This is a genomic window from Sorangium sp. So ce394 (genome assembly GCF_051474665.1).
In the GTDB taxonomy this organism is placed as follows: Bacteria; Myxococcota_A; Polyangia; order Polyangiales; family Polyangiaceae; genus Sorangium; species Sorangium cellulosum_D.
Genome location: NZ_CP150339.1, coordinates 4,506,576 through 4,527,291, shown reverse-complemented (window position 1 = coordinate 4,527,291; position 20,716 = coordinate 4,506,576). Strand labels below are relative to the sequence as shown.

Here is a 20,716-nt window from a genome sequence, read left to right as displayed (position 1 = left end):
CGAATTGCAGGGCGAACGCGGAAGAGGGCGATCGCCACCGGCACGCTCGGCGCGTCCGGCTGATTCCGCCGGCGCCCTACCAGTCCGCCAGCCGGGGGACGAGCACCTGGATGCTGACGCCGGCGATGATCAGGCAGCCGGCCAGGAACAGCATGGGGGCGAGCTGGCTGCCGGTCGCGTCGTAGATGCGCGGCACCACGTTCTGGGCCACGAATCCGCCGAGGTTGCCCACCGAGTTGATGGCGGCGATGCCGGCGGCGGCGTGCGGGCCCGCGAGGATCTTCTGGGGCACGCTCCAGAACACCGGCTGGCCGGCAAAGATGGCGGCGGCGGCGACGCATAGCAGGGCGAACTTTGGCGCTGCGCCCGGCACGACCACGCTCAGCACCAAGGTGAGGGCGCCCAGCAGCATGGGGCCGGAGATGTGCCAGGCGCTGACGCCGTTGCGGGCGGCATGGCGCGGCACCCACCAGAGCGCCAAGGCGACGAAGACCCAGGGGATGACGTTGATGAAGCCGTTCTGGACGTTGGAGGCGCCGAAGCCCTTCACGAGGGTGGGCAGCCAGTAGCTGAGGCCGTAAGCGCCGAGCGGCAAACCGACATACAGTCCGGCGAGCGCCATCACTCGTATGTCCAGCAAGGCCCGCCAGGGGGAGCCTTCCGCCTGTTGGCGGGGCTCCGCGGCAAGGGTACTGGCGAGCCAGGCCTTCTGGTCGGGGGTGAGGAAGCGGGCCTGCTCGGGGTGGCTCGGCAGGCGCCAGAGGACGTAGGGCGCGAGCAGGACGGCGGGAGCGCCGGTGGCCACGAACACCCATTGCCAGCCGGCCAGTCCCAGGAGGCCGTCGAGGTCGAGCAGCGCGCCGCCGATGACGGACCCCACCGCGTTGGCCACGGCGCTGGCGATCATGAAGGCGCCGATCATGCGGGCGCGGTGCGCCTGCGGGTACCAGAGGGTCAGGACATAGAGCACGCCCGGGAAGAACCCGGCCTCCGCCACGCCCAGCAGAAAGCGCAGGACGAAGAACATGGCCGGGCTCTGGGTGAACCCCAGCGCGATGGTGACGAGGCCCCAGGTGCCCATGATCCGGCTGAACCAGACCCGGGCGCCGACGCGGACGAGGATCAGGTTGGCCGGCGCCTCGAACAGGAAGTAGCCGAGGAAGAACAGCGAGGCGCCGAGGCCGTAGGCGGCTTCGGTGAGGCCCAGGGCGCCCACCATCTCCAGCTTGGCGTAGGAGACGTTCTGCCGGTCGATGTACGCGATCAGGTACATCAGGCAGAAGAGCGGCATCAGGTGACGGGTGATCCGCTTCAGGGTCGCGGGCCCGATGTCCGGGTTCAGGGTCGCGGGGCCGATGTCCGGGGCCGCGCCCCCTGCGTGCCGCATGCCATCCTCCAATCCTCTCCATATGTTAGGAAATCCAAACTCGATCCTAAAGTCAAGCTCTCATAGCGGCCGTCCCAACGTACAGCCACGCTGCGCGCGCTGCACGCTGATTAAAATGCGTTTGGCTGTGGGTCGCCGTTACGCCCCACATTGCGCTGTTCCTCGCGACGTCACGGCACGGATCAGACGAAGTTGCGGTGCCGGCGATCGCTCTTCGTCATGATGACGTCCGGCATCGTGCCACTCCCCCGCCGCGGCGCCTGCCTGGCGCCCCGACCGCCGAGCACGTCCTCACGCAGCCAGCGCGAGGAGGTGCGCCACCCGCGAGCGGTCGAAGCGGAACAGGTCCATGGCGCGGTCGGCGAGCAGGATGAAGATCAGATCTTCGTACGACATGCCCATCTCGGGGAGACCCATGACGACCAGGCTCAGGGGGTTCTTCAGATCCGCCTTCGGATGGGCCTTGAGGACGTAAAGACGCTTGTGCTCGTCGGCGCGCAGGTCGATCCGGATGAGCGACCTCGGTCGAAGGCTCGAGTAGAGCTCGCGGGCCGATTCCAGCAGGGCCCGCCTGAGCGCTGGGTCCGTGTCCGGACAGGCATCGTGCGGTCGTGGTTGATGGCCCTCCTGTCCATCCTCCGCGCGCTCGAGGAGCAGGCGCTGGCCCTCGGCCGGACGCGCCTCGTGCTCGAGACCGGGGTGAGGCAGCCCGAGGCGATCGCGCTCTACCGCCGCGCGGGCTTCGTGGAGATCCCGCCGTTCGGCGAGTACCTGGGCTCGCCGCTCAGCGTGTGCATGGGCAAAGATCTCCCCGGGCCGCGCTGACCGCCGCCGGACGAGCCCCGGCGGAGCACAGGAAGCGCAGGCCCGTGCGGAGGCAGAGCCGCAAGGGCTCCGCTCCTGGGCGCGGCGCGGCGGGGCGCGCCGCGCGCGCGCGCCCGCCACTCGCTCGGGCTCTGCCCCGTCGCCTTGCGGAACATCGCGCTGAAGTGCTGCGCCGACGCGCAGCCCACGTCGAGCGCGATCGTCGTCAGGCTGTCGTCGCCCGTGAGCATCCTCCCCTGGGCGACGCGCACCCGCGCGGCGTTCACCTCGGCCTGGAACGTCGTGCCGGCTCGCCGCAGGTGCCGCTGCAACGAGCGCTCGGAGAGGTGGAGCGCCCGCGCCGCCTCCGCCAGGGTGGGCCGGCAGGGCGACGCGCAGAGCAAGCGCCGAAGCGAGCCGAGCACGCCGGCGGCCTCGCCGGCCTGCTCTCGCAGCCCGATCACGCGCCCGACCAGCGCCTCGCGATCGCCAAAGCCGAGCCAGGCGAGCGCCTCGCCGATGCCGTCGAACACGGCGACCGGGAACGAAGGCTTCAGGACCTCGTAAAAGCCGGAGACCACGGCGCCGGCGAAGCCCGGCGGCCGCACCAGCGCCTGCCGTAGGACCAGCTCGCGAAACGGCTGCCAGCGCGCCGAGAGGTAAGCCGCCATCGACGCGAACGCCGCCGGGTCGGCGCCCTCGAGGCCCTGGAGGTCGACGAACGACACGTGACGGCCGCCGTGCGGCGTCAGCACCGCGTCGTTCAGCCGATTGAGGCGCTCGATGTCGCCGGCGCTCGGCCGCCCCCACAGCGAGAACCCCTTGAAGGCGCGCTCGGGGTACCAGAAGACGAACGTCGGGTCGACGAAGTACTTGCCGATCGGATCGACCAGGAGCTCATCGATGCTGGAAGCGCTCTTCAACTCGTCGAGAGAGACCATTGGCGGACATCGGACGTGCGCCATCGATCGAGCGCTGTACGCCGCGGCGCGCGGAGCGCGCTGCGGCCGTTCAGCGCCGACGCGGAGGGCTCGGGTTGTCGGTTGGTCAGTTCGTTAGCCTGACTAACGCACTCGACATGCCACGCGCCCGGCCGCGCCCCTCGCCTCGGCGCCAGCCGCCTCCACGCCCTCGCGGGGCCCGCCTCTCCGCGCGCTTTCCGGAGCGCGCGCGCCCCGGCCCCCCGCGCCGTCCGCACCGGCGCGCGTAGGCCACCGCCGCCCCGGGTGCCGGCGTTAGGACCGCGCCAACCTGGGCCATCGGGGCTGGCGCAGGTCGGCGCACCACCGGGGCTCCAGCGCCAAGCCTGCTCGGTCCGCACCGGGCCTGCTCGGTCCGCGCCGAGCCTGCTCAGTCCGCGCCGAGCCTGCTCAGTCCGCGCCGAGCCTGCTCAGTCCGCGCCGCGTCCGCTCAGAAGGCCGGGCACGAGGAGCCGACGCACGCCACGGACGGCGGGCCGCCGGGGACCGCGTTGTCGTAGCAGATGTAACAGTTCGTCGACGGAAGCCCGGGCATGGTGCTGCCGGGGCAGTTGTAGCGACGCTGCTTGTAGTACCTCGACGCTTCTCCGAAGAACTCATTATAATCGGGGTCGCAGTCGCGGGTCTCGACGCCAATCGGTGTCTTGAACGAGCTGTCGCTGTAATAGGTCCGGGTGAAGCCGGTCGACATCAGCGCCTGCTCGGCGGAGTCCACGGCCTCCTCGCCGGCGACCGCCTCGGCCTCAGGTGCCGATTCGCTCGGCTCGGCCATGCAGGCGGCAACAGAGGTGGCGAGTCCGAGAGCCATCAAGATGTTCTTCAGCATGGTCTGCTTACTCCCTCGTTGTGATGGCGCGAACGCGCACCCCGGCGCCCGCCCGCGGCAGCGGGTCGGCGCGCAGCCGGGGTGAGCGAAGGGCGCGCCCGTCGCGCGATCGTCGTGAGGATGTGTACGCGCGGGGCGGTGGGCGCGCGTTCACGAACGCGCCATTCGGTTGTGCGTTCGCGCCACCCGCCGCCGTCAGCGCCCGCCGCGGCCTCGCCGGGCCGCGCGATCCGCCTCCTCCTCGCCGAGCGCCTCGGACTCGGCGTCGTCCGCCCCGGCCTCGTCCGCGCCGAGCGGCGCGATCCGCCGCCCGCGCCGCGCGTCCTCGGGCGACGGCGGCGGCGGCGCGCTGCCGCGGATCTCCTGCGCGATCCGCGACAGCACCGTCGCGACGCCCTCCTCGACGGCGTGCCCGAGCTCCTCCGCGCTCCGCTCGAGGCGCTGCTTGCGCTCGAGCTGCTCCGCCCTGCGCCGCTCCTTCAGCCGCCGGTGCTCCTCCCGCTGCGCCAGCGCGGCGCTGCGCTCGATCGCCCGCCGGAGCTGCCGCGGGGACACGTCGCTGGAGAGCGCGGCGCGCGCATGGAAGGCGAGCCCCAGGCCCCAGCCGAGCAGCGGCCAGAAGAACCACCACGGCCCGGGCGTGAGCGCGTTGACCGCGAAGAGGAACGCGTTCACGACGAGGAACGAGAACAGGTGCGAGCGGAACCCCCTGCGCCGGCGCGCGAGGATCGCCGCGCGCGCCTCCTCCTCGCCCCGGACATGCTCGATGTCGCGCGACGCGGCCTCGATCGCGCCCCGCGAGATGCCGATCTCCTCCGCGGCCGCGACCAGCTCGTCATGGCCGACGTCGCGCGCCTGCGCGTCCCGGAGGGCGCGCTCCAGGATCGCCCGCACCTCGGCCTCGGTGTACCGCCGCCCGCTCTGCTTGTCCGGTTTCGCCATCGCTCTGCCTTCCCCCGCGCGCGGAGAGCATACGCTTGACCGCGTGCGCCCGCCCCGCTTCCATGGGCCCAGCAAGGACCCCATGAGCAGCGACACGGCCTTACAACGCGTGGGGACCACGATCCGCAACAAGTGGACGCTGGAGCGGCTGCTCGGCGCCGGCGGCATGGCCGCCGTGTACGTCGGCGTCCACCGCATCGGGCGCCGCGACGCGCTCAAGATCCTCCACCCGCAGGCCGCGCAGTCGAAGGAGATCTGCGACCGGTTCGAGCGCGAGGCGCAGGCCGCGAACCGCTTCCGCCACCCGGGCGCCGTCGAGATCCGCGACATCGACGTCGCCGAGGACGGCGCGCCGTTCCTCGTCATGGAGCTGCTCGAGGGCGAGTCGCTCGCCGAGCGCGAGCGCCGCCTGGGCGGCCTGCCGCTCGCCGAGGTGCTCGGCTTCGCCGCGCAGGTGCTCGACACGCTCGGCGCGGCGCACGCGCAGGGGATCATCCACCGCGACATCAAGCCGCCCAACCTGTACGTCGTCCGCGAGGCCCCCGCGTCCACGCCCGCGCCCGCCGGCGGCCCGCGCATCAAGGTCCTCGATTTCGGCCTCGCGCGGATCCGGCAGGACTCCAGCCTCCAGGGGGAGCTCACGCGGATGGGCCTCGTGCTCGGCACGACGCCGTACATGCCGCCGGAGCAGGCCAAGGGCCGCGACATCGACGCCCGCGCCGATCTGTTCGCCGTCGGCGCCACCATGTTCCGGCTGATCGCCGGCCGCCACGTGCACGAGGCGAGCACCGACTTCGACCTCCTGCTGAAGATGGGCCGGGAGCCGGCGCCGCCGCTCTCGCAGCGCGCGCCGTACGCGCCGCGCGACGTGTGCCTCGTCGTCGACCGCGCGCTCGCCTTCGACCGCGACCAGCGCTACCCCGACGCGCGCCTCATGCTCGAGGACGTCCTCGCCCTGCTGCGCCGCGAGCCGCCCCCGTACGCGTCGCGGTTCGCGCACGCGCTCGATCCCGACGCGATCACGCTGCACGGGCAGCGCGCGCCCGCCGCCCCGGACGACGACAACGGGCCGATCACGGTCCCGGTGGGCCCCGCGAGCAGCCCGACCGCCGTCGACAGCATCGCGGTCGAGTGGAGCGACGAGCCGCCCGTGAGCGGCGGATCGATCACCACCGAGTGGGAGCGCCCCGCGGGCGCGAACGAGGAATCGATCGCGGTCGAGTGGAGCGACGAGCCGCCGGACGCGCCCGCATCGCACCGCGCGCGGCGCTGACGGGCTCGGCGGCCCGTCAGCCCGCGTCCGCTGGATCGCGCCTCGCCGGGCCGCGCCCGGTCAGGCCGCGCCCCGGCGCCGCCGCAGCCCGAGCAGCGCCATCGCCAGCAGCGTGGCCAGCGGCCCCGCGGTCCTGGTCGCGCCGCCGCCGGGCACCTGGCAGCCGCAGCCGTCGCCCTCGGCGACCACCGGGGAGCCATCGGTCGGCGCGTCGGCTCCGCCGCCGCCCGCGCCGCCCTCGCCGCTCGGGGCGCCTCCCGCGCCGCCGGCGGCGCCCTCACCGCCGCCGCCGCCCTCGCCGCCCGCCCCGCCCTCGCCGCCGGCGCCGCCCTCGCCGACCGGATCGCCGCACCCGGGCGCGTCCGGGACGAGCGCGCCGAACGGCGTGTTCTCGATGCCGCGGATCTCGATGTCGTCGATCTCCCAGCCGAAATCGCCCGAGTAGGCGTCGGTGCCGATGCGGAAGCGGACCTGCACCGTCTTCCCCGCGAACGCGTCGCCGAGATCGAGCGTCACCTGCTCCGGATCGGGCCAGGCCTCGTTCGCGCCGACGAAGCCCTGGCGGCCGGCGAGCGGGTTCACCGACGGCTCGTCCACCGTGTTGCCGATCGGGCCGCCGTACCCGGGATCCGCGTACGCCGCGACGTCCTGCCACGTCGCGCCGTCGTCGCCGCTGATCTCGATGAGCCCGCCGTCCCAGTGGACCGCCGCCTCGTCCTCCGTCGCCGGCGAGATCTCGAACGAGTACCGGTGCTTGAACGAGATCACGAGCGGCTCGCCCTCGCCGACCGAGAGCGGCGGCGAGACGAGCTGCGTGTCGGAGAGGCTCGGGTGGTCGACGCCGCGCCACGCGTGGTTCGTCAGATCCGTCTTCTCGCGCGACCAGATGGCGTCCGCCTCGTCGCCGTCCTTCGACCAGGCGGGCGCCTCGCTCTCGACCGAATCGACGGCCGACGCCGCCGGCACGTCGTCGACGTTGACGCGCGCCCCGACGACGCCGGCGACCATCACCTCGCACGCCCGGGGGGCGGTGACGTCCACGCGGAGCTCCAGCGCCTCGATCCCGACCGCGGCCTCGTCCACCTCGACCTCGACCTCGACCGTCCCGGCCCCGAACGCCGGGATATCGGGCAGCAGGATCGCGGTCCCGTCCGGGAACGACAGGTGCTCGTTCGTCGAGGAGACGATCGCCGCGGCGCCGAGGAGCGGCAACGGCCCCGCGTTCCGCACCTCGATCGCCACCTTGCCGCGCTCGCCCGCGTCGAGGAAGCCGTCGTCGTCGCACGAGCGCACGCCGTCGTCCGGCTCCCCCGGCGAGACGGCGGCGAGCGGCGCCATCGCGAAGCTCTCGACCACGCCGGCGAAGTCCTCCGAGTCGCGCGGCGCGGACACCGCGCACGTCCCCGCGCCGCGCCGCGCGAAGCCGTGGGCGAGCGCGAGCATGTCGGCCTCGCTCCGCGCGAACGCGGCCGCGAGCAGCGCGTCCCGCTGCTCGGTGTAGGTCGCGTCCACCGGCGCGAGCTTCATCCCCGCCACGACGATGTCCGACATGAGCCGCCGCGCCTCGTCGTGCGTGTAGATGCGGCCGCCCTCGTCCTCGCGCGCGAGCAGCTCGACGTAGCCCTCGAACAGCATGAGCGCCCAGATCTCGCCCGCGTTGTGCTCCTCGGAGTTCCTCGGGTCGCTGCCCTCGAGGATCGGGTGCTCCGGGAGCTCGACGCCGTCCGTGATGTGCCTGAACGTGAGCCCGTTCTTCGAGAAGTTGATCGTGTAGGGCGCCCGGCGGCCGCCGTAGTAGGCGCTCTCGCCGCTCTCCTCCGACGCGTAGATCCCGGTCGCGAAGGTGCCGCCGAGGTCGTCGCCGTCGCGGATCGCCATGTGCAGCGCGATGAAGTCGCCCCAGCCCTCGCTCTGCGCGCCGCACTGCGCGGTGAAGCACTGGGTCAGGCGCCGGTGGATGTAGTGCCCCCACTCGTGCGCGGTGACGGTGTTGTCGATCGTCCCGTCGCGCACGACGCCGAGCACGCGCTCCATCGCCGCCCTGACCGTCCCTTCCAGGAGCGCGGCCTTGAGGCTGATCCCTTCCTCGTAGGAGGTGGAGAGCACCGGGATGGTCACCACGGCGTCCTCCGGCGCGCCGTTGCCCATGCCCGGCGCGGGGGCCCCGGGCGCGTTGTTGGCGATGATCAGCGCGGCCGCGCCGGCGGCCTGGGCGTTCACCGCCTTCTGCTTGAAGGAGCAGACGCCCCGATCGACGAGCAGGATCTTGCCCGTGACGTCGGCGACCGGCGCCTCGCACCCGTCCCGCGTTCCATCCACCGCGTCGTCGGGCGTGGCGTCGACGCCGTCGTCGACCAGCGCGATCTCGGCGGAGAGGTTGAAGTTCCCGGCCCCGAACGCGGCCGTGCCGGTGCTCAGGCTCGCGCCGCCCGGGTCGAGCGTCAGCGTGCGCCGGACGTCCTTGCTGTTCCAGAGGTACATCTGCATCCGCGGCGAGGCGCCGTCGGACATCGCGTTCATGTTCGCGTTGTTGCGCTGGGCGTTCGGCACCAGGGCGCCGTCCTGCGCCTCGGCGTGCAGCGGATCGCCGCCGAGGCCGCCGCGGCCCATGTTGTCCAGCTGGGCGTTGCCGGCGGCCTCGTCGAAGCCCGAGTCGTAGTACCAGTCGTGCAGCCAGTTGTTCACGTAGAACAGCTGGGTCACGGCGGCCATGGTCTGCGCCTCGCTCGACACCGGATCGAGCAGCGGGTCGTAGACGTGGTCGAACGTCCGCGCCGCGGTGAGGGTCGCCCGGACGTCGCCGTTCGAGAAGCCGTCGGGGGCCCGGTGGTCCGCGTAGGCGTCCACGTTGTTGCCGAAGGTCTGGACCGCGTCGTTCGGCAGCCAGGGGTCGGCGGCGCCGCCCGGGCCCTTGTTGAACCCCTCCATCGAGACGAGCGGCGCCGGGATGAAGTCCGGCTGCGACCCGTCCGGCATGCCGGTCGGGTGCGGCAGGAAGTCGGCCTGGGGCCCGTCGAGGGGCCGCCGGTCGCCGGTGGTCTCGGCCCAGACGCGGTAGTTGAACGCGTCGTACTCGATCAGGTCGCGGCGGTAGAGGACGCGGCCGTCGTCGGCCGCGATCACGTAGTCGTAGGCGTCCGAGGAGACGGACTCGACCTCTCCCGAGATGAACTCGACGAAGTACGCCGGGATCAACCCCTCCGGCATCGGGAAATAGACCCTCTTCACGCGGGCCGGCTCGACCAGGTGGAGGCCCGCGGCGCGGAGCGCGCTGCCCGGCGCGAGGTCGAACGCCTGGTAGTCGCCGGCGGGGCGCTGGAGATCGACGACGCCGCGCTGCCCCGGGTGGATCCCGTGGAGGTCCTCGAGCGCCCGGCCGAGCGCCTGCCTCGGCGAGAGGCGGAACGCATGGCGGCGCGCGCGCGCCATGGCGGGCACGGCGGCCGGGTGCAGGTTGCCGGAGATGGCGACGAGCGCGAGGTCCTGGCGCATGAGCACCTTCACGTCGGTCTGGAAGACGTCGGCGCCGTCGACGCGCTGCCGCAGGACGACGATGACGGGGCCCTGGCCGAGGTCGTGGACGTGGACCACCTGCGCCGCCTCCAGCGCGGCCCGGGACAGGCCGTAGGCCGCGGCGAAGCGGGCGAGGTGGCGCCGGGCCGCGGCCTCCGGCGTGGCGCCCGGGGCGACGGCCGACGGGGCCTCGGCCGGCGCGGCCCCGCTCGCGGCCCACAGGAAGGTCGGCGCGCCGCGCTGCTCGTCGATGGACGTGACGACCCCGCCCGCGCGCGCGGCGCGGGCGGCGGCCGCGGCGCGCGCGTCGCCGATGGCGCGCGCGGCGCCGAGGGCGCGCGCGGCGCTTGGCGCGCGCAGGTAGGCGTTGAGGTCGGGCCGCTTGCCGGGGGCCGCGTGCGCGAGCGAGCCGGCGAGGAGCGCGAGCGAGAGCGTGAGACCGCGAATGGAACGCTTCATCCGATCTACTCCGTGCGTGGCTGGACAGCGGTCGTGCCGCCGGATCGCTTCGTCCCCGAGGGGGAAACCGGCCTGATGAATGAAGACCCTTTGATAGACGTTCCCGCCGCACGAGGGAAGCCGCTCGGCGGCTTGGGGCGGGCGTTGACCCCGGCGAGAGCGGCCGCGACGGCGGCGGGCGGCGGCGGGCGGGCTCTTCGCTACCGGGACGAAGCCCGGAGGAAACACGCCCGGAGGGCGGGAGGAGGCGCCAGGAGACGGGGCGCGCGCCGCGCGCGGTGCGGATTGTGCGTCGGGCGGGGCGGCGCGGAGCGGTTTGTGCCCTTCCCGTCGGACCGCCGCTCTAGGATGCGCCCGCCATGCTCGGCGAAGCGAAGCGCATCTACCTGGCCACGCGGAAGAAGCACGATCAGCTCTTCAACACCTACGTCATGCGCCCGCTCGCCGGCGGCGTCGTCGCGCTGCTCGCGCGGACCTCGATCACGCCGAACCAGGTCACGCTGCTCAACCTCGCCGTGTTCGTTGTCGCGGCGGCGTTGCTCGTCGCGCTGCCCACGGCGGCGGGGGGCCTCGTCGCCATCGGCGTGCTCGAGCTGAGCTACCTCCTCGACTGCGCCGACGGGATGCTCGCGCGCCACAAGCAGATCGCGTCGAAGGAGGGTCACCTCTTCGATTTCTTCACGGACGAGCTCAAGGCGGTGCTCCTCTCGGGCGCCCTCTCGGTGCGCTTCTTCCTCGCCGGCGGCCTCGGCCTCGACGGCGCGCTCTGGCCCGCGGGCGACCCGCGGTTCCTGCTCGCGGGCGTGGTCGGGGTCGCGGTGATCGCCTCGGCGATCTCGCTGACGAACTTCGTCCGCCGCCCGGAGATCAGCGGCAAGGAGACGTCGGTCTCGGCGCACTACGAGAATGTCACGGAGGAGCGCCCGCGGTCGCCCGTCGCCCGGGCGGCGGCGCTCGTGACGACGTTCCTGCGCTTCCTGAACCACTACCCGAGCCACATCTGGGCGTTCGCGCTCGCGGATCGGCTCGACGTGTTCTTCTGGATCTACGTGCTGATCAACGGCCTTTACCTGGCGCGGGGCTGGCTCGGGCTGCTGCTCAGGTTCGGGCGGGGCTAGCCCTCCTGGGGAGGTCGCGACCTGCCCGCGACCCCTCCCGAGGGGGTCGGGTCGATCCGAAACCGAACCGGACGCCTCCGAAGCCCGCTCCGCCACGTCCCGACCTGCCCGCGACCCCTCCGAGGGGGGTCGGGTCGATCCGAAACCGAACCGGACGCCTCCGAAGCCCGCTCCGCCACGTCCCGACCTGCCCGCGACCCCTCCGAGGGGGGTCGGGTCGATCCGAAACCGAACCGGACGGCCTCCGAAGCCCGTTTCGCCACATCGCGACCTACCTGCACCCCCTCGCGAGGGGGTCTGGGTCGATCCAGACCTCGCAGGAGACGCTTCGAAGCCCGCTCCGCCACGTCGCGACCTGGCCACGCCCCCTCGCGAGGGGGGCGCGCCCCGTTCGAGACGCTGCCGGACGGCCTCTGAAGGCCGCCCGCGGAAGAGCGCCTCGGGTTGGCCGTCATCCCCGAGCTTCATCAGCCCAGCCTCGGTCGGAGCGAAGCCCGCGCCCCGGCAGAAGCCGGCGAGGTGCAGTTCGAAATCCACGTGCAGCCAGCGCATGCCGCGCTCGCGCGCCACGGCGGCCGCGCGCGACACGAGCGCTGAGCTCCAATCCACTCCTTGCGGGCTCCCCGAAGGCTCGGTTAGAGGGCGAGCATGATGAAGCCCCTGGCGTGGCTGGCCTGCTCTCCCCTCGTCCTCGCCGCCGCCTGCGGCGAAGAGGCCGACGATACGACCCGAGCCCCATTTCCCGAGTACACGCATCCGTTGTCCGAAGGGGAGAGCGCCTGTGGGCGAGCCGACTTCGAGGAGCTGTTTCCTTTCTCTATCCGCTCCGCGACGCTCCCCGTGCTCGTCCACTACTCCCGGGAAGAGGAGCGCGACACAGCCCGTCAGGTCCTCGCCTTCGTGGAGAAGGGGTGGGACTACCACGTGAATCGGATCGGCATGCGCCCGCCGCTGACGGATGCAGGAGAGTGCGGGCCCGACGACGCGTTCGACGTTCTCGTGTGGAGAGGCCACCGCAGCTGCCTGGTCGACGTCCTCGGCGATGAGCCGTCGACCTCCTGGAACGACTGGCACCCTTTCATGATCGTCGATCCGTGGGGGCCTTATGGCGGCGCCGATCTGGAGGAGACCGTCGTGCACGAGATGGCGCACGCGTCGCAGGCCTCCGACGACTGGAACGAGAGCCCCGTCCTCTTCGAGATGTCGGCCAGCTTCCTCGACCAGATCTACATGGATCGCTATGCGGACGAGGGCCTCGCCGATTTTCAAAGGCACCCGGACCGGGCGATCGACCACGACGACGGTTATGAGACGTGGGCCATGTATGGCTCGTCCATGGTCCTCCTGTACCTCAAGGACCGGTTCTTCGACGGCGATCCGACGTTCGTCTCCCGCATGTGGCTCGACGCGCGCAACCCTAGAGGCGCCGAGGGCGCGCTGGATCGCAACGAGCCCGACTTCGTCGACGCGCTCGACGCGATGCTGCGCGAGGTGGCGGACACCAGCTATGTCGACATCGTCCCCGAGCTCGCGCGCTGGCGCTGGTATACCGGCGATCACGTCGACGACCGGCACTTCCGTCACTTCGCGGGGGGCCTCGAGAACCTCGAGGAGGCCAGGCTGACGCTGGCGGCCCAGGTCGAGGCCGCGCCAGGCAGGATCGACATCCGCGAGGACGCGCCGATGATGCTCGGCACCAGCTACATCGAGCTGTCGGCGGGCGCGGACGCCGCGCGGCCGGTCTGCGTATCCCTCGAAGCGCCCGACGACGCGAGGCGCCGCTTCGTCGTCCAGGCCGTGCCCGGGCTCACGCCCGACTCCGACGGCGAGCTCCTCGACCTCTCGTCCGGCCCCGCGCCCCTGGAGCTCGCGGCGGACGGGCAGCGAACGCTCGTCGTGACCGTCTTGCCCAGGGGCCCTTACGACCCCGACACCCGAGGAGAGGAGCGGTATCCCTTCACGGTGGTCCTCCACCCACGGAGCGGCCGCTGCTCCGGATGAGCGAGCGCATCGCTCTCTGTCGGATCGAGCGCCGAAAACTGGCCCTCCTCCCCCTCCTGTGCACTACGGTCGCCCCGCCATGGACACGCCGCCCCGAACGCGCCCCGCAGCACCGCGCGCGGCGCGCCGCCCTGCGCTCGCGTCTCTCGCCCTCGCCGCGCTCCTCTCGGGCTGCGGACAGTCCCAGTCCGGGAGCACCCCCGACTCGCCGGCCGAGGCCCAGGGCGGCGCCGCCGCCAAGGAGGCCGCCGCGCAGGGCCCCGCCTCCGCCGCTTCCGGCGCCCCCTCCGCCTCCCCTGCCCCGGCCGAGGATGAGCCCCCGCCCGGCCAGCCCCAGGGCCCGCCCATCGTCTCGCTGAGCGGCGTCGCCACCCCGCCCCCGCCGCCCGCGGAGGGCAGCCCGCGGCTCGCGAGCATCGCGATGCTCACCCGCGTCTACGCCCGGCCCAGCACCGGCGCCAAGCGCGTCGGCTTCCTCCGCGCCGGCGCGATCGTCGAGATGGATCCCGAGCCCGCAGGCACCGACGGCTGCCCCGGCGGCTTCCGCAAGATCAAGCCGTTCGGCTACGTGTGCCTCGGCCCCGACGCGACGCTCGACCTGAACCACGAGATCGTCCGCGCCGCCGCCCGCCGCCCCGACGTCACCCACAAGCTCCCGTACATGTACGGCACCGTCACCCGCGGCGGCCCCGCGTACGCGCGCATCCCGACGCAGGACGACCTCGAGCGCCACGAGCCGAGCCTCAAGAAGCACCTCGATCGCTGGGCGAAAGACGAGGAGAGCGGCGCCACCTACGGCCTCGACGTGTGGCTCAAATGGAGCAACGAGCCGGCCCCGCCCGCGCTCGACGCCCTCGCGCAGCGCATCACCGATCGCGAGATCCCGTGGTTCTTGCGCGACGGCCGGAGGGCCCCCAACCTCTCCGGCCTCATCAAATCCGACGACGCCGTGAAGATCGACGAGGTCTCGCGGCGCAACGGCATGGCCTTCATCGAGTCGTTCCTCCACGAGGGCCGGCGCTACAACGTCACCACCGACCTGCGCGTCGTCCCCGCCGATCGGTTCCGCCCCATCCGCGGGTCCGACTTCCACGGCGTCGAGATCGGCAAGGACATCGACTTCCCGTTCGCGCTCGTGCGCCGCGCCGGCGGCAAGCGGTGGCGCGTGGAGGGCAAGAAGCTCGTCGACGCCGGGGAGCTCGAGTGGCGCGCCGCGGTGCCCCTCACCGGCAAGCAGCAGTTCTTCGGCGGCAAGCTGCACTACGAGACGAAGGACGGCGACTGGGTCGACGATCGCCACGCCGGCCGCATCGACCCCGCCAAGAAGATGCCGGCCTGGGGCAAGAACGGCGAGAAGTGGCTCGACGTCAACATCACGAAGCAGGTGCTCGTCGCCTACGAGGGCACGAAGCCGGTCTACGCCACCCTGATCTCGAGCGGCGAGGCGGGGCTCGAGGACCACGAGTCCAGCACCGCGACGAAGCGCGGGATCTTCCGCATCCACACGAAGTACATCTCCATCACGATGGACTCGGACGCCGTCGGCGAGGAGTTCGAGCTGCGCGACGTCCCCTACGTGCAGTACTTCGAGGAGGGGTATGCGCTCCACGGCGCCTACTGGCACGACAAGTTCGGCCGGCCCAAGAGCCACGGCTGCATCAACCTGTCGCCGGAGGACGCCCGCCGCCTCTTCTTCTGGACCGAGCCGGCCGTCCCGCCGGGATGGCACGGCGCGGCGCGCTCGCTGACCGGAACGGTGGTGTTCGTGCACCCCTGAGCCACGCGCCCCTCGGGGCGGGCCTGCTGTCGAGCGCCCGGCCCCGCGCGCGCCCGAGGGCAGGCCCGCCCCGACGGCGGCGCGCGAGGCGCGCGGCCGGCGAGGCCCGCGCCCGGCCCCGGCGCGGGCGCGCGCGCTTGACGTAGCGGGACAGATCGATCGGGGATCACACTTCGCGCTCCTCCCGGCTCGAACAGCCCGAGAGTCGTGGTAGCGTCCCGCGCATGCAGCTTGCGGTCGTGGGAACAGGGTACGTCGGCCTCGTGGCCGGCGCGGGTTTCGCGGACTTCGGGAACGACGTCGCGTGCGTCGACGTGTCCGCCGCCAAGATCGAGATGCTGAAGCGCGGAGAGATGCCGATCTTCGAGCCCGGCCTCGACGTGCTCATCGCCAAGAACACGCGGGACGGCAGGCTCCGGTTCTCCACCGACGTCGCCGGCGCCATCCGCGACGCGGAGATCGTCTTCATCGCCGTCGGCACGCCGCAGGCCGACGACGGCTCCGCCGACCTCTCCGCCGTCGAGGCCGTCGGCGAGACGATCGGCAAGAACCTGAATAACTTCAAGGTGATCGCCACGAAGAGCACGGTCCCGGTCGGGACCGCGGATCGGCTCAAGCAGATCATCGGCGGGCTCACCACCCAGCCGTTCGCCGTCGCGTCGAACCCGGAGTTCCTCAAGGAGGGCGACGCGGTGAACGACTTCATGAAGCCCGACCGCGTGATCATCGGCTCGGACGACCCGAAGGCGCGCGAGATCCTGCGCCACCTCTACAACCCGTTCGTGCGGGCGAGCGACCGCATCCAGCTCATGGACGCCCGCTCGGCCGAGCTCACCAAGTACGCCGCCAACGCCCTGCTCGCGTCGCGCATCTCGTTCATGAACGACCTGGCGGTGCTCGCGGAGAAGCTCGGCGCGGACATCGAGCTCGTGCGCAAGGGCGTCGGGGCCGACCCGCGCATCGGCACGAAGTTCCTCTTCGCGGGCCCGGGGTTCGGCGGGTCGTGCTTCCCCAAGGATCTCTCGGCCATCCTCTACACGGCGAGCACGGTGGGGCACGACCTGGAGATCGTGCGGGCGACGGAGCGGATCAACGCCCGGCAGAAGCGGCTGCTCGGGAGCAAGGTGAGCGCCCACTTCGACGGCGCGCTCAAGGGCAAGACGATCGCGGTCTGGGGGCTCGCGTTCAAGCCGCAGACCGACGACATCCGCGAGGCGCCCGCGCTCACGCTGATCGACCAGCTGCTCGAGGCGGGCGCGACGGTCCAGGCGCACGATCCGCAGGCCATGCCGAACGTGCGCGCCATCTACGGGAACCGCATCCTCCTCAGCGACGGCATGTACGGCGCGGCCGAGGGCGCGGACGCGCTGGTCGTCGTCACCGAGTGGCACGAGTACCGGCGCCCCGACTTCCACCGGCTGAAGCGCATCCTGAGCTCCCCGACGCTCTTCGACGGGCGCAACGTCTGGGAGCCCGACGAGCTCCGCGGCATGGGCTTCGTCTACACCGGCATCGGCAGGAAGTAGCGCGCCGCCCGGGCGCGGCTCGGCCGTCGCCCGCGCCGCCCGGGCGCGGCTCAGCCGTCGCCGGGGTCCGACGGCAGCGAGAGCCGCCGGCTGCTCGGCGGCTCTTCGCCGAGGTACCGCGGCGCGTTCGCGGGCGAGAGCCGCCGGCTGCTCGGCGGCTCTTCGCCGAGGTACCGCGGCGCGTTCACGGGCGTGACCCGCCGGCTGCTCGGCGGCTCCTCGCCGGTGTGCCGGTCCCACCGCCGCTCGAGCATCTTCCGATCGACGCCGATGAGCCGCGCCGCGGCCGCCTTGTTGCCGCCGCAGCTCTCGATCGCGTGGTGCAGCACCGCGCGCTCGATCACGCGGAGCTTCGATCCGAGCCGCTCGGGCAGGGCGAGCAGCGCGCGCGCCAGCCGGTCGATCTCCGCCGTGGCGTCCACGATCGGCCGCTCGCGCGCGAGCTCCTCGAGCGTCGGGACGTCGATGAGATCGTCGTCCGCGAGCAGCCCGAGCCGCTCGACGACGTTCCGGAGCTCCCGCACGTTGCCGGGCCAGGGCCGCCGGACGAGCCACGCGATCGCCTCGTCGGTGTAGCGGAGCTTGCGCGGGAGCTCCGCGCTGAAGGCGAGCAAGAGCTCGATGAGATCCGCGTCGCGCTCGGCGAGCGACGGGACGTGCACCGTGACCACGTTGAGCCGGTAGAAGAGATCCTCGCGGAAGCGCCCCTCGCTGATGCGCTTCTCCAGGTCGACGTGGGTCGCCGCGAGGACGCGGGCGCGCAGCGGGATCTCCGACTCGGCGCCGAGCGGGCGGAAGCGGCGATCCTCGAGCACGCGCAGGAGCTTCGCCTGGAGCTCGCCGGGCATCTCGGCGATCTCGTCGAGCAGGATCGTGCCCGCGCCCGCGAGCTCGAGCTGGCCGCGGATGCGCTTCTCGGCGCCCGTGAAGGCGCCGCGCTCGTGCCCGAAGATGAGCGACTCGATGAGCGTCCCCGGCAGCGCCGAGCAGTTGACGGCCACGAACGGCTCGCCGCGGCGCGAGCTCATCTCGTGCAGCGCGCGGGCGACCATCTCCTTGCCGCTGCCCGTCTCGCCGCGGATGAGCACGGTCTTGCTCGACTCGGCGACCCGCTCGACGATCCGCCGCACGCGCTCCATCGCCGCGGACGAGCCGAGCAGCGCCTTCGTCCCGAACGTGCGGTCGACCCGCTCGCGCAGCCGCACCACCTCGCCCTTGAGGAGCAGCCGCTCGCGCTGCCCCTCGATGATCGGCAGGAGCATCTCCGGGCAGAGCTCGTCCTTCAGCACGTAGTCCTGCGCGCCGAGCCGCATGGCCTCCCGGATCTCGGACAGCTCGCTGACCGAGGTGACCATCACCGCCGGCGTGCTCCGCCCCGAGGCGCGCACCCGCCGCAGGATCTCCAGGCCGCCGCGGTCGCGCGGATCGTCCGAGAGGCGCACGTCGAGGAGCAGGAGGTCCGGCGCGCTCCGCTCCACCGCCGCCATCGCGTCGTCGAGGCCGACCGCCTCCAGCACCTCGACCTCGTCGAGCGCGGCCAGGATCTGCCGGAGCGTGCGGCGGCCGCTCCGCTGATCGTCGACGACCAGGATCTTCACGCGACCTCGTCCTCTGCGGTCATGGTGACGTCGGCGGCCGGGATCGCGATCACGAACAGCGTCCTGCCGTCGCGCCGCTCCGGGTCGATGGACCACCCGTGGGCGCGGACGATGCGGTGCGTGATGGCGAGCCCGAGCCCGGTCCCGCGCGGCTTCGTCGTGTACCAGGGCGCGAAGATGCGCGAGGCGTCCCCGCCGAAGCCCGGCCCGGTGTCCCACACGACGAGCTCTGCGCCGCCCTCCGCGGGCTCCCAGGTGACCCCGACGGTCCCCTTGTCGCCGGCGGCGTCGAGGCCGTTCGAGAGGAGGTTGACGAGCACCTGCGTGGCCTGGTCCGGGTCGCAGCTGAGCCGCGGCGTCGCGCTCACGCGCGCCTCGATCCGACGCTTGCCGAGCTGATCGCGCAGGAGCATCTCCGCCCGGCTCACGAGCTCCTCGACCGCGAGGCGGCGGCGCTCGAGCTTCCTGTGCGTCACCCGGCGCAGGCCCATCACGAGCCGCTCGAGGCGCTCGACCTCCTCGCAGCCGATCTCGACCTCCTCGGCGTCCAGGCTCTGGTTGCTCGAGCCGCGCTTGAACACCGAGCGGAAGAAGTTGATCGGGTAGCGAACCTCGTGGGTGATCTCGGCCGCGAGCGTCTCGATGAGCGCCGCGCGCTCGTCCCGCCAGGCGGCGGCCTGCTCGCGCCGCCGCCGCTCCAGCTCGGCGTAGCTGTGCGCGTGCGCGAGGGCGAGCGCGGCCTGGTTGCCGATGGTGCGGAGCAGGTCGAGGTCCTCGCTCGTGAACAGGGCGCCGCCGCGCTTCTTGCCGACCTCGAGGACGCCGAGCAGCCGGCCGCGGAACATGAGCGTGAGCGAGAGCTCGCTCGCGCTCGCCGGCGGCGGATCGATCCCGATGAGCCGCTCGCCGCTCGCCTCGGCGGCGCGCGGCACCTGCTCGCCGGGGGCGTCGGCGGCGTCGACCTCGATGCGGCGGAAGGTGACGCGCTCGCAGGACAGCCAGCGCGCCACCGTGCGCTCGACCGCGTCCGCGACCTCGTCGGGATCGGCGACGAGGGTCAGCTCCTCGCTGAGCTGCTCGACGGTGGGCTTGTACTCGGCGCGCGCCGGGAAGAGCTTCCGGTCGCCGGCGCCGAGCGCGAACACGACCAGCGCGGCGCTGACGATCGCGGCGGGCGCGGCGACCTTGATCGCGCCGAGCAGCGGGAGGCCGGCGTACCCCGCGCAGGCGGAGCAGACGATCACCGTGAGCGCGACCATCATGCCGGCGATGATGATCCGCGTGAGCGGGCGCGACAGGAGCGCGCGGCTGCCCCAGAGGTCGTAGCGGATGAACGCGACGACGCTGGAGACGGGCGTGAGGGCGAGCGCCGGGATCGAGAACCACGCGAGCGCCGACTCCGCGACGCCGAGCATGGCCAGGAGGAACCCGACCGCGATCACGACGTGCGGCGGCGCCATGGCGAGGAGCAGCGCGCGCAGCGTGCGACGGCGGTCCCCCTCCGCGGCGGCGAAGCGGAGGATCAGCGTGATCGCGAAGAAGAGGAACGAGGCGACGACCAGGGTCGCGCAGACGCCCCGGATCCCGACGGTGGTCCAGCCCATGGCGTGCGAGGCGAGCATGCCGGCGGCGAGCAGGCCGCCGAGCCCATGCGCGATCCGCGCGAAGGCGGGGTAGCGCGCGATGAGCGCGACGTCGTCCGGCAGCCGCAGCGCCAGGGTGAAGAAGCTCATCGGGACGAGCGCGTACGCGACGTGGAAGAACGGGACGAGGTCGCGCGAGCTGTGGTAGTCGAAGATCGAGAACTGGAAGAGCGCGGTGAACAGCGCGGCCGTCGCGAACGCGCGCGCGAGCTTGCCGCGCGGGCTCGCGCTGAGGGCGATCAGCGCGGCGCCCACGTAGAGCGAGGCGACGACCATCAGCCCGCCGGCGTAGAACCACCACGCGAGCGGATCGAACGGGACGAGGGAGAGCTCGACGTCGCGCACCCCCTCGGCCGTCTCGACGCGGGCGTGCACCGAGCGCTGCCCCTCGCGCGCCGCCTGCTCGATCGCGGCGTCCCAGGTGCTGGCGCGGTAGCGCCCCTCCGTGCTCTCGAGGCGCCAGCCGTTGACCTCGACGACGCGATCGGGGAACCGGAGGCCCTTCTGGAAGCCCTCCCAGGACGGCAGGCCGAGGCTCGAGACCACGCCGTCCGGGTCGACGAGGACGCCCGGGAACGGGCGCTCGTACCAGCTCACGGCGCTCCTGATCCCGGAGCCGCCCAGTACGAGCGTCGCGAAGACGACCGCCGCAAGGAGCCAACGCCGATTCTCGATAGCTGGCATCGGGAGACTCGACGGCGCGTAAATTGCGCCACGAGCCACCCACGATACGCTGGAACCCCGGGTGAACCAACGGGGCTCACGCGCCGGACGGCACGCCGCGCCGCGATCGCCCGCGCCCCGGCGGGCCCGGCGGCGCTGTTACGCGATTTTCATTACGTTTTCATGCGTGGGTGAGAGGGGGATCA

The 20,716-nt window shown here is 72.6% G+C and carries 14 protein-coding genes and 1 pseudogene; 6 read left to right on the top strand and 9 right to left on the bottom strand.

What is annotated here, in order from left to right:
* Positions 1 to 76: 76 nt before the first annotated feature.
* Together WMF33_RS16770 and WMF33_RS16765 are read right to left on the bottom strand one after the other, a co-directional pair.
* Positions 77 to 1,387, bottom strand: coding sequence for an MFS transporter (locus WMF33_RS16770; protein ID WP_061626714.1), 1,311 nt, complete (start codon positions 1,385 to 1,387; stop codon positions 77 to 79).
* A 291-nt stretch (positions 1,388 to 1,678) separates the two neighbouring features.
* Positions 1,679 to 1,804 carry a hypothetical protein gene (locus WMF33_RS16765; RefSeq protein ID WP_437338074.1) on the bottom strand — a complete coding sequence of 42 codons (126 nt, stop codon included), beginning with the start codon at positions 1,802 to 1,804 and terminating at the stop codon, positions 1,679 to 1,681.
* Between the two features lie 39 nt (positions 1,805 to 1,843).
* On the opposite strand from WMF33_RS16765, the gene WMF33_RS16760 reads away from it, so the two are divergent.
* Entirely contained in the window at positions 1,844 to 2,212 is a 369-nt protein-coding gene (locus WMF33_RS16760; protein WP_437338073.1) for a GNAT family N-acetyltransferase, read from the top strand.
* Here the strand turns inward: WMF33_RS16760 and WMF33_RS16755 are convergent.
* The 3 genes from WMF33_RS16755 to WMF33_RS16745 all read right to left on the bottom strand — a co-directional run bounded on the left by WMF33_RS16755 (position 2,113) and on the right by WMF33_RS16745 (position 4,939).
* A complete protein-coding gene (locus WMF33_RS16755; protein ID WP_437338072.1) occupies positions 2,113 to 3,114 on the bottom strand; it encodes a helix-turn-helix transcriptional regulator in 1,002 nt (333 codons plus the stop codon). The genes WMF33_RS16760 and WMF33_RS16755 overlap by 100 nt on opposite strands.
* Positions 3,115 to 3,601: 487 nt before the next feature.
* The gene (locus tag WMF33_RS16750; protein WP_437338071.1) at positions 3,602 to 3,979 is read right to left on the bottom strand and encodes a DUF6289 family protein; all 378 of its coding nucleotides are present in this window, start codon (positions 3,977 to 3,979) and stop codon (positions 3,602 to 3,604) included.
* A 213-nt stretch (positions 3,980 to 4,192) separates the two neighbouring features.
* The gene (locus tag WMF33_RS16745; protein WP_437338070.1) at positions 4,193 to 4,939 is read right to left on the bottom strand and encodes a 2TM domain-containing protein; all 747 of its coding nucleotides are present in this window, start codon (positions 4,937 to 4,939) and stop codon (positions 4,193 to 4,195) included.
* 109 nt (positions 4,940 to 5,048) lie between these two features.
* Between WMF33_RS16745 and WMF33_RS16740 the strand changes: the two genes are divergently transcribed.
* A complete protein-coding gene (locus WMF33_RS16740) occupies positions 5,049 to 6,212 on the top strand; it encodes a serine/threonine-protein kinase (protein WP_437338069.1) in 1,164 nt (387 codons plus the stop codon).
* Between the two features lie 60 nt (positions 6,213 to 6,272).
* Here the strand turns inward: WMF33_RS16740 and WMF33_RS16735 are convergent, their stop codons facing one another.
* Complete coding sequence (locus WMF33_RS16735) at positions 6,273 to 10,184, bottom strand: M36 family metallopeptidase (protein WP_437338068.1); 3,912 nt, start codon at positions 10,182 to 10,184, stop codon at positions 6,273 to 6,275.
* Positions 10,185 to 10,543: 359 nt separating this feature from the next.
* Here WMF33_RS16735 and WMF33_RS16730 point away from each other — a divergent pair, with 359 nt between their 5' ends.
* Positions 10,544 to 11,302 carry a CDP-alcohol phosphatidyltransferase family protein gene (locus WMF33_RS16730; RefSeq protein WP_437338067.1) on the top strand — a complete coding sequence of 253 codons (759 nt, stop codon included), beginning with the start codon at positions 10,544 to 10,546 and terminating at the stop codon, positions 11,300 to 11,302.
* A gap of 459 nt (positions 11,303 to 11,761) precedes the next feature.
* Here the strand turns inward: WMF33_RS16730 and WMF33_RS16725 are convergent.
* A pseudogene (locus WMF33_RS16725) lies at positions 11,762 to 11,875 on the bottom strand (GNAT family N-acetyltransferase); the annotation flags it as partial.
* Between the two features lie 75 nt (positions 11,876 to 11,950).
* Between WMF33_RS16725 and WMF33_RS16720 the strand changes: the two are divergent.
* The 3 genes from WMF33_RS16720 to WMF33_RS16710 all read left to right on the top strand — a co-directional run bounded on the left by WMF33_RS16720 (position 11,951) and on the right by WMF33_RS16710 (position 16,606).
* Positions 11,951 to 13,303 carry a hypothetical protein gene (locus WMF33_RS16720; protein ID WP_437338066.1) on the top strand — a complete coding sequence of 451 codons (1,353 nt, stop codon included), beginning with the start codon at positions 11,951 to 11,953 and terminating at the stop codon, positions 13,301 to 13,303.
* A gap of 79 nt (positions 13,304 to 13,382) precedes the next feature.
* Positions 13,383 to 15,080: a L,D-transpeptidase gene (locus WMF33_RS16715; protein WP_437338065.1), complete on the top strand. Its 1,698-nt coding sequence runs from the start codon at positions 13,383 to 13,385 to the stop codon at positions 15,078 to 15,080.
* A gap of 224 nt (positions 15,081 to 15,304) precedes the next feature.
* Entirely contained in the window at positions 15,305 to 16,606 is a 1,302-nt protein-coding gene (locus WMF33_RS16710; RefSeq protein WP_437338064.1) for a UDP-glucose dehydrogenase family protein, read from the top strand.
* A 50-nt stretch (positions 16,607 to 16,656) separates the two neighbouring features.
* Here WMF33_RS16710 and WMF33_RS16705 read toward each other — a convergent pair whose 3' ends face one another.
* Together WMF33_RS16705 and WMF33_RS16700 are read right to left on the bottom strand one after the other, a co-directional pair.
* Entirely contained in the window at positions 16,657 to 18,204 is a 1,548-nt protein-coding gene (locus WMF33_RS16705; protein ID WP_437338063.1) for a sigma-54-dependent transcriptional regulator, read from the bottom strand.
* Entirely contained in the window at positions 18,201 to 20,444 is a 2,244-nt protein-coding gene (locus tag WMF33_RS16700) for an ATP-binding protein (RefSeq protein WP_437338062.1), read from the bottom strand. The genes WMF33_RS16705 and WMF33_RS16700 overlap by 4 nt, the downstream gene beginning before the upstream one ends.
* Positions 20,445 to 20,716: the final 272 nt, after the last annotated feature.

Coding starts and splice junctions, on each gene's coding strand:
- WMF33_RS16770 (WP_061626714.1), bottom strand. CDS start 1,387: ATGCGGCACGCAGGGGGCGCGGCCCCGGACATCGGCCCCGCGACCCTG.
- WMF33_RS16765 (WP_437338074.1), bottom strand. CDS start 1,804: ATGGGTCTCCCCGAGATGGGCATGTCGTACGAAGATCTGATCTTCATC.
- WMF33_RS16760 (WP_437338073.1), top strand. CDS start 1,844: ATGGGCCTTGAGGACGTAAAGACGCTTGTGCTCGTCGGCGCGCAGGTC.
- WMF33_RS16750 (WP_437338071.1), bottom strand. CDS start 3,979: ATGGCTCTCGGACTCGCCACCTCTGTTGCCGCCTGCATGGCCGAGCCG.
- WMF33_RS16745 (WP_437338070.1), bottom strand. CDS start 4,939: ATGGCGAAACCGGACAAGCAGAGCGGGCGGCGGTACACCGAGGCCGAG.
- WMF33_RS16735 (WP_437338068.1), bottom strand. CDS start 10,184: ATGAAGCGTTCCATTCGCGGTCTCACGCTCTCGCTCGCGCTCCTCGCC.
- WMF33_RS16730 (WP_437338067.1), top strand. CDS start 10,544: ATGCTCGGCGAAGCGAAGCGCATCTACCTGGCCACGCGGAAGAAGCAC.
- WMF33_RS16720 (WP_437338066.1), top strand. CDS start 11,951: ATGATGAAGCCCCTGGCGTGGCTGGCCTGCTCTCCCCTCGTCCTCGCC.
- WMF33_RS16715 (WP_437338065.1), top strand. CDS start 13,383: ATGGACACGCCGCCCCGAACGCGCCCCGCAGCACCGCGCGCGGCGCGC.
- WMF33_RS16710 (WP_437338064.1), top strand. CDS start 15,305: ATGCAGCTTGCGGTCGTGGGAACAGGGTACGTCGGCCTCGTGGCCGGC.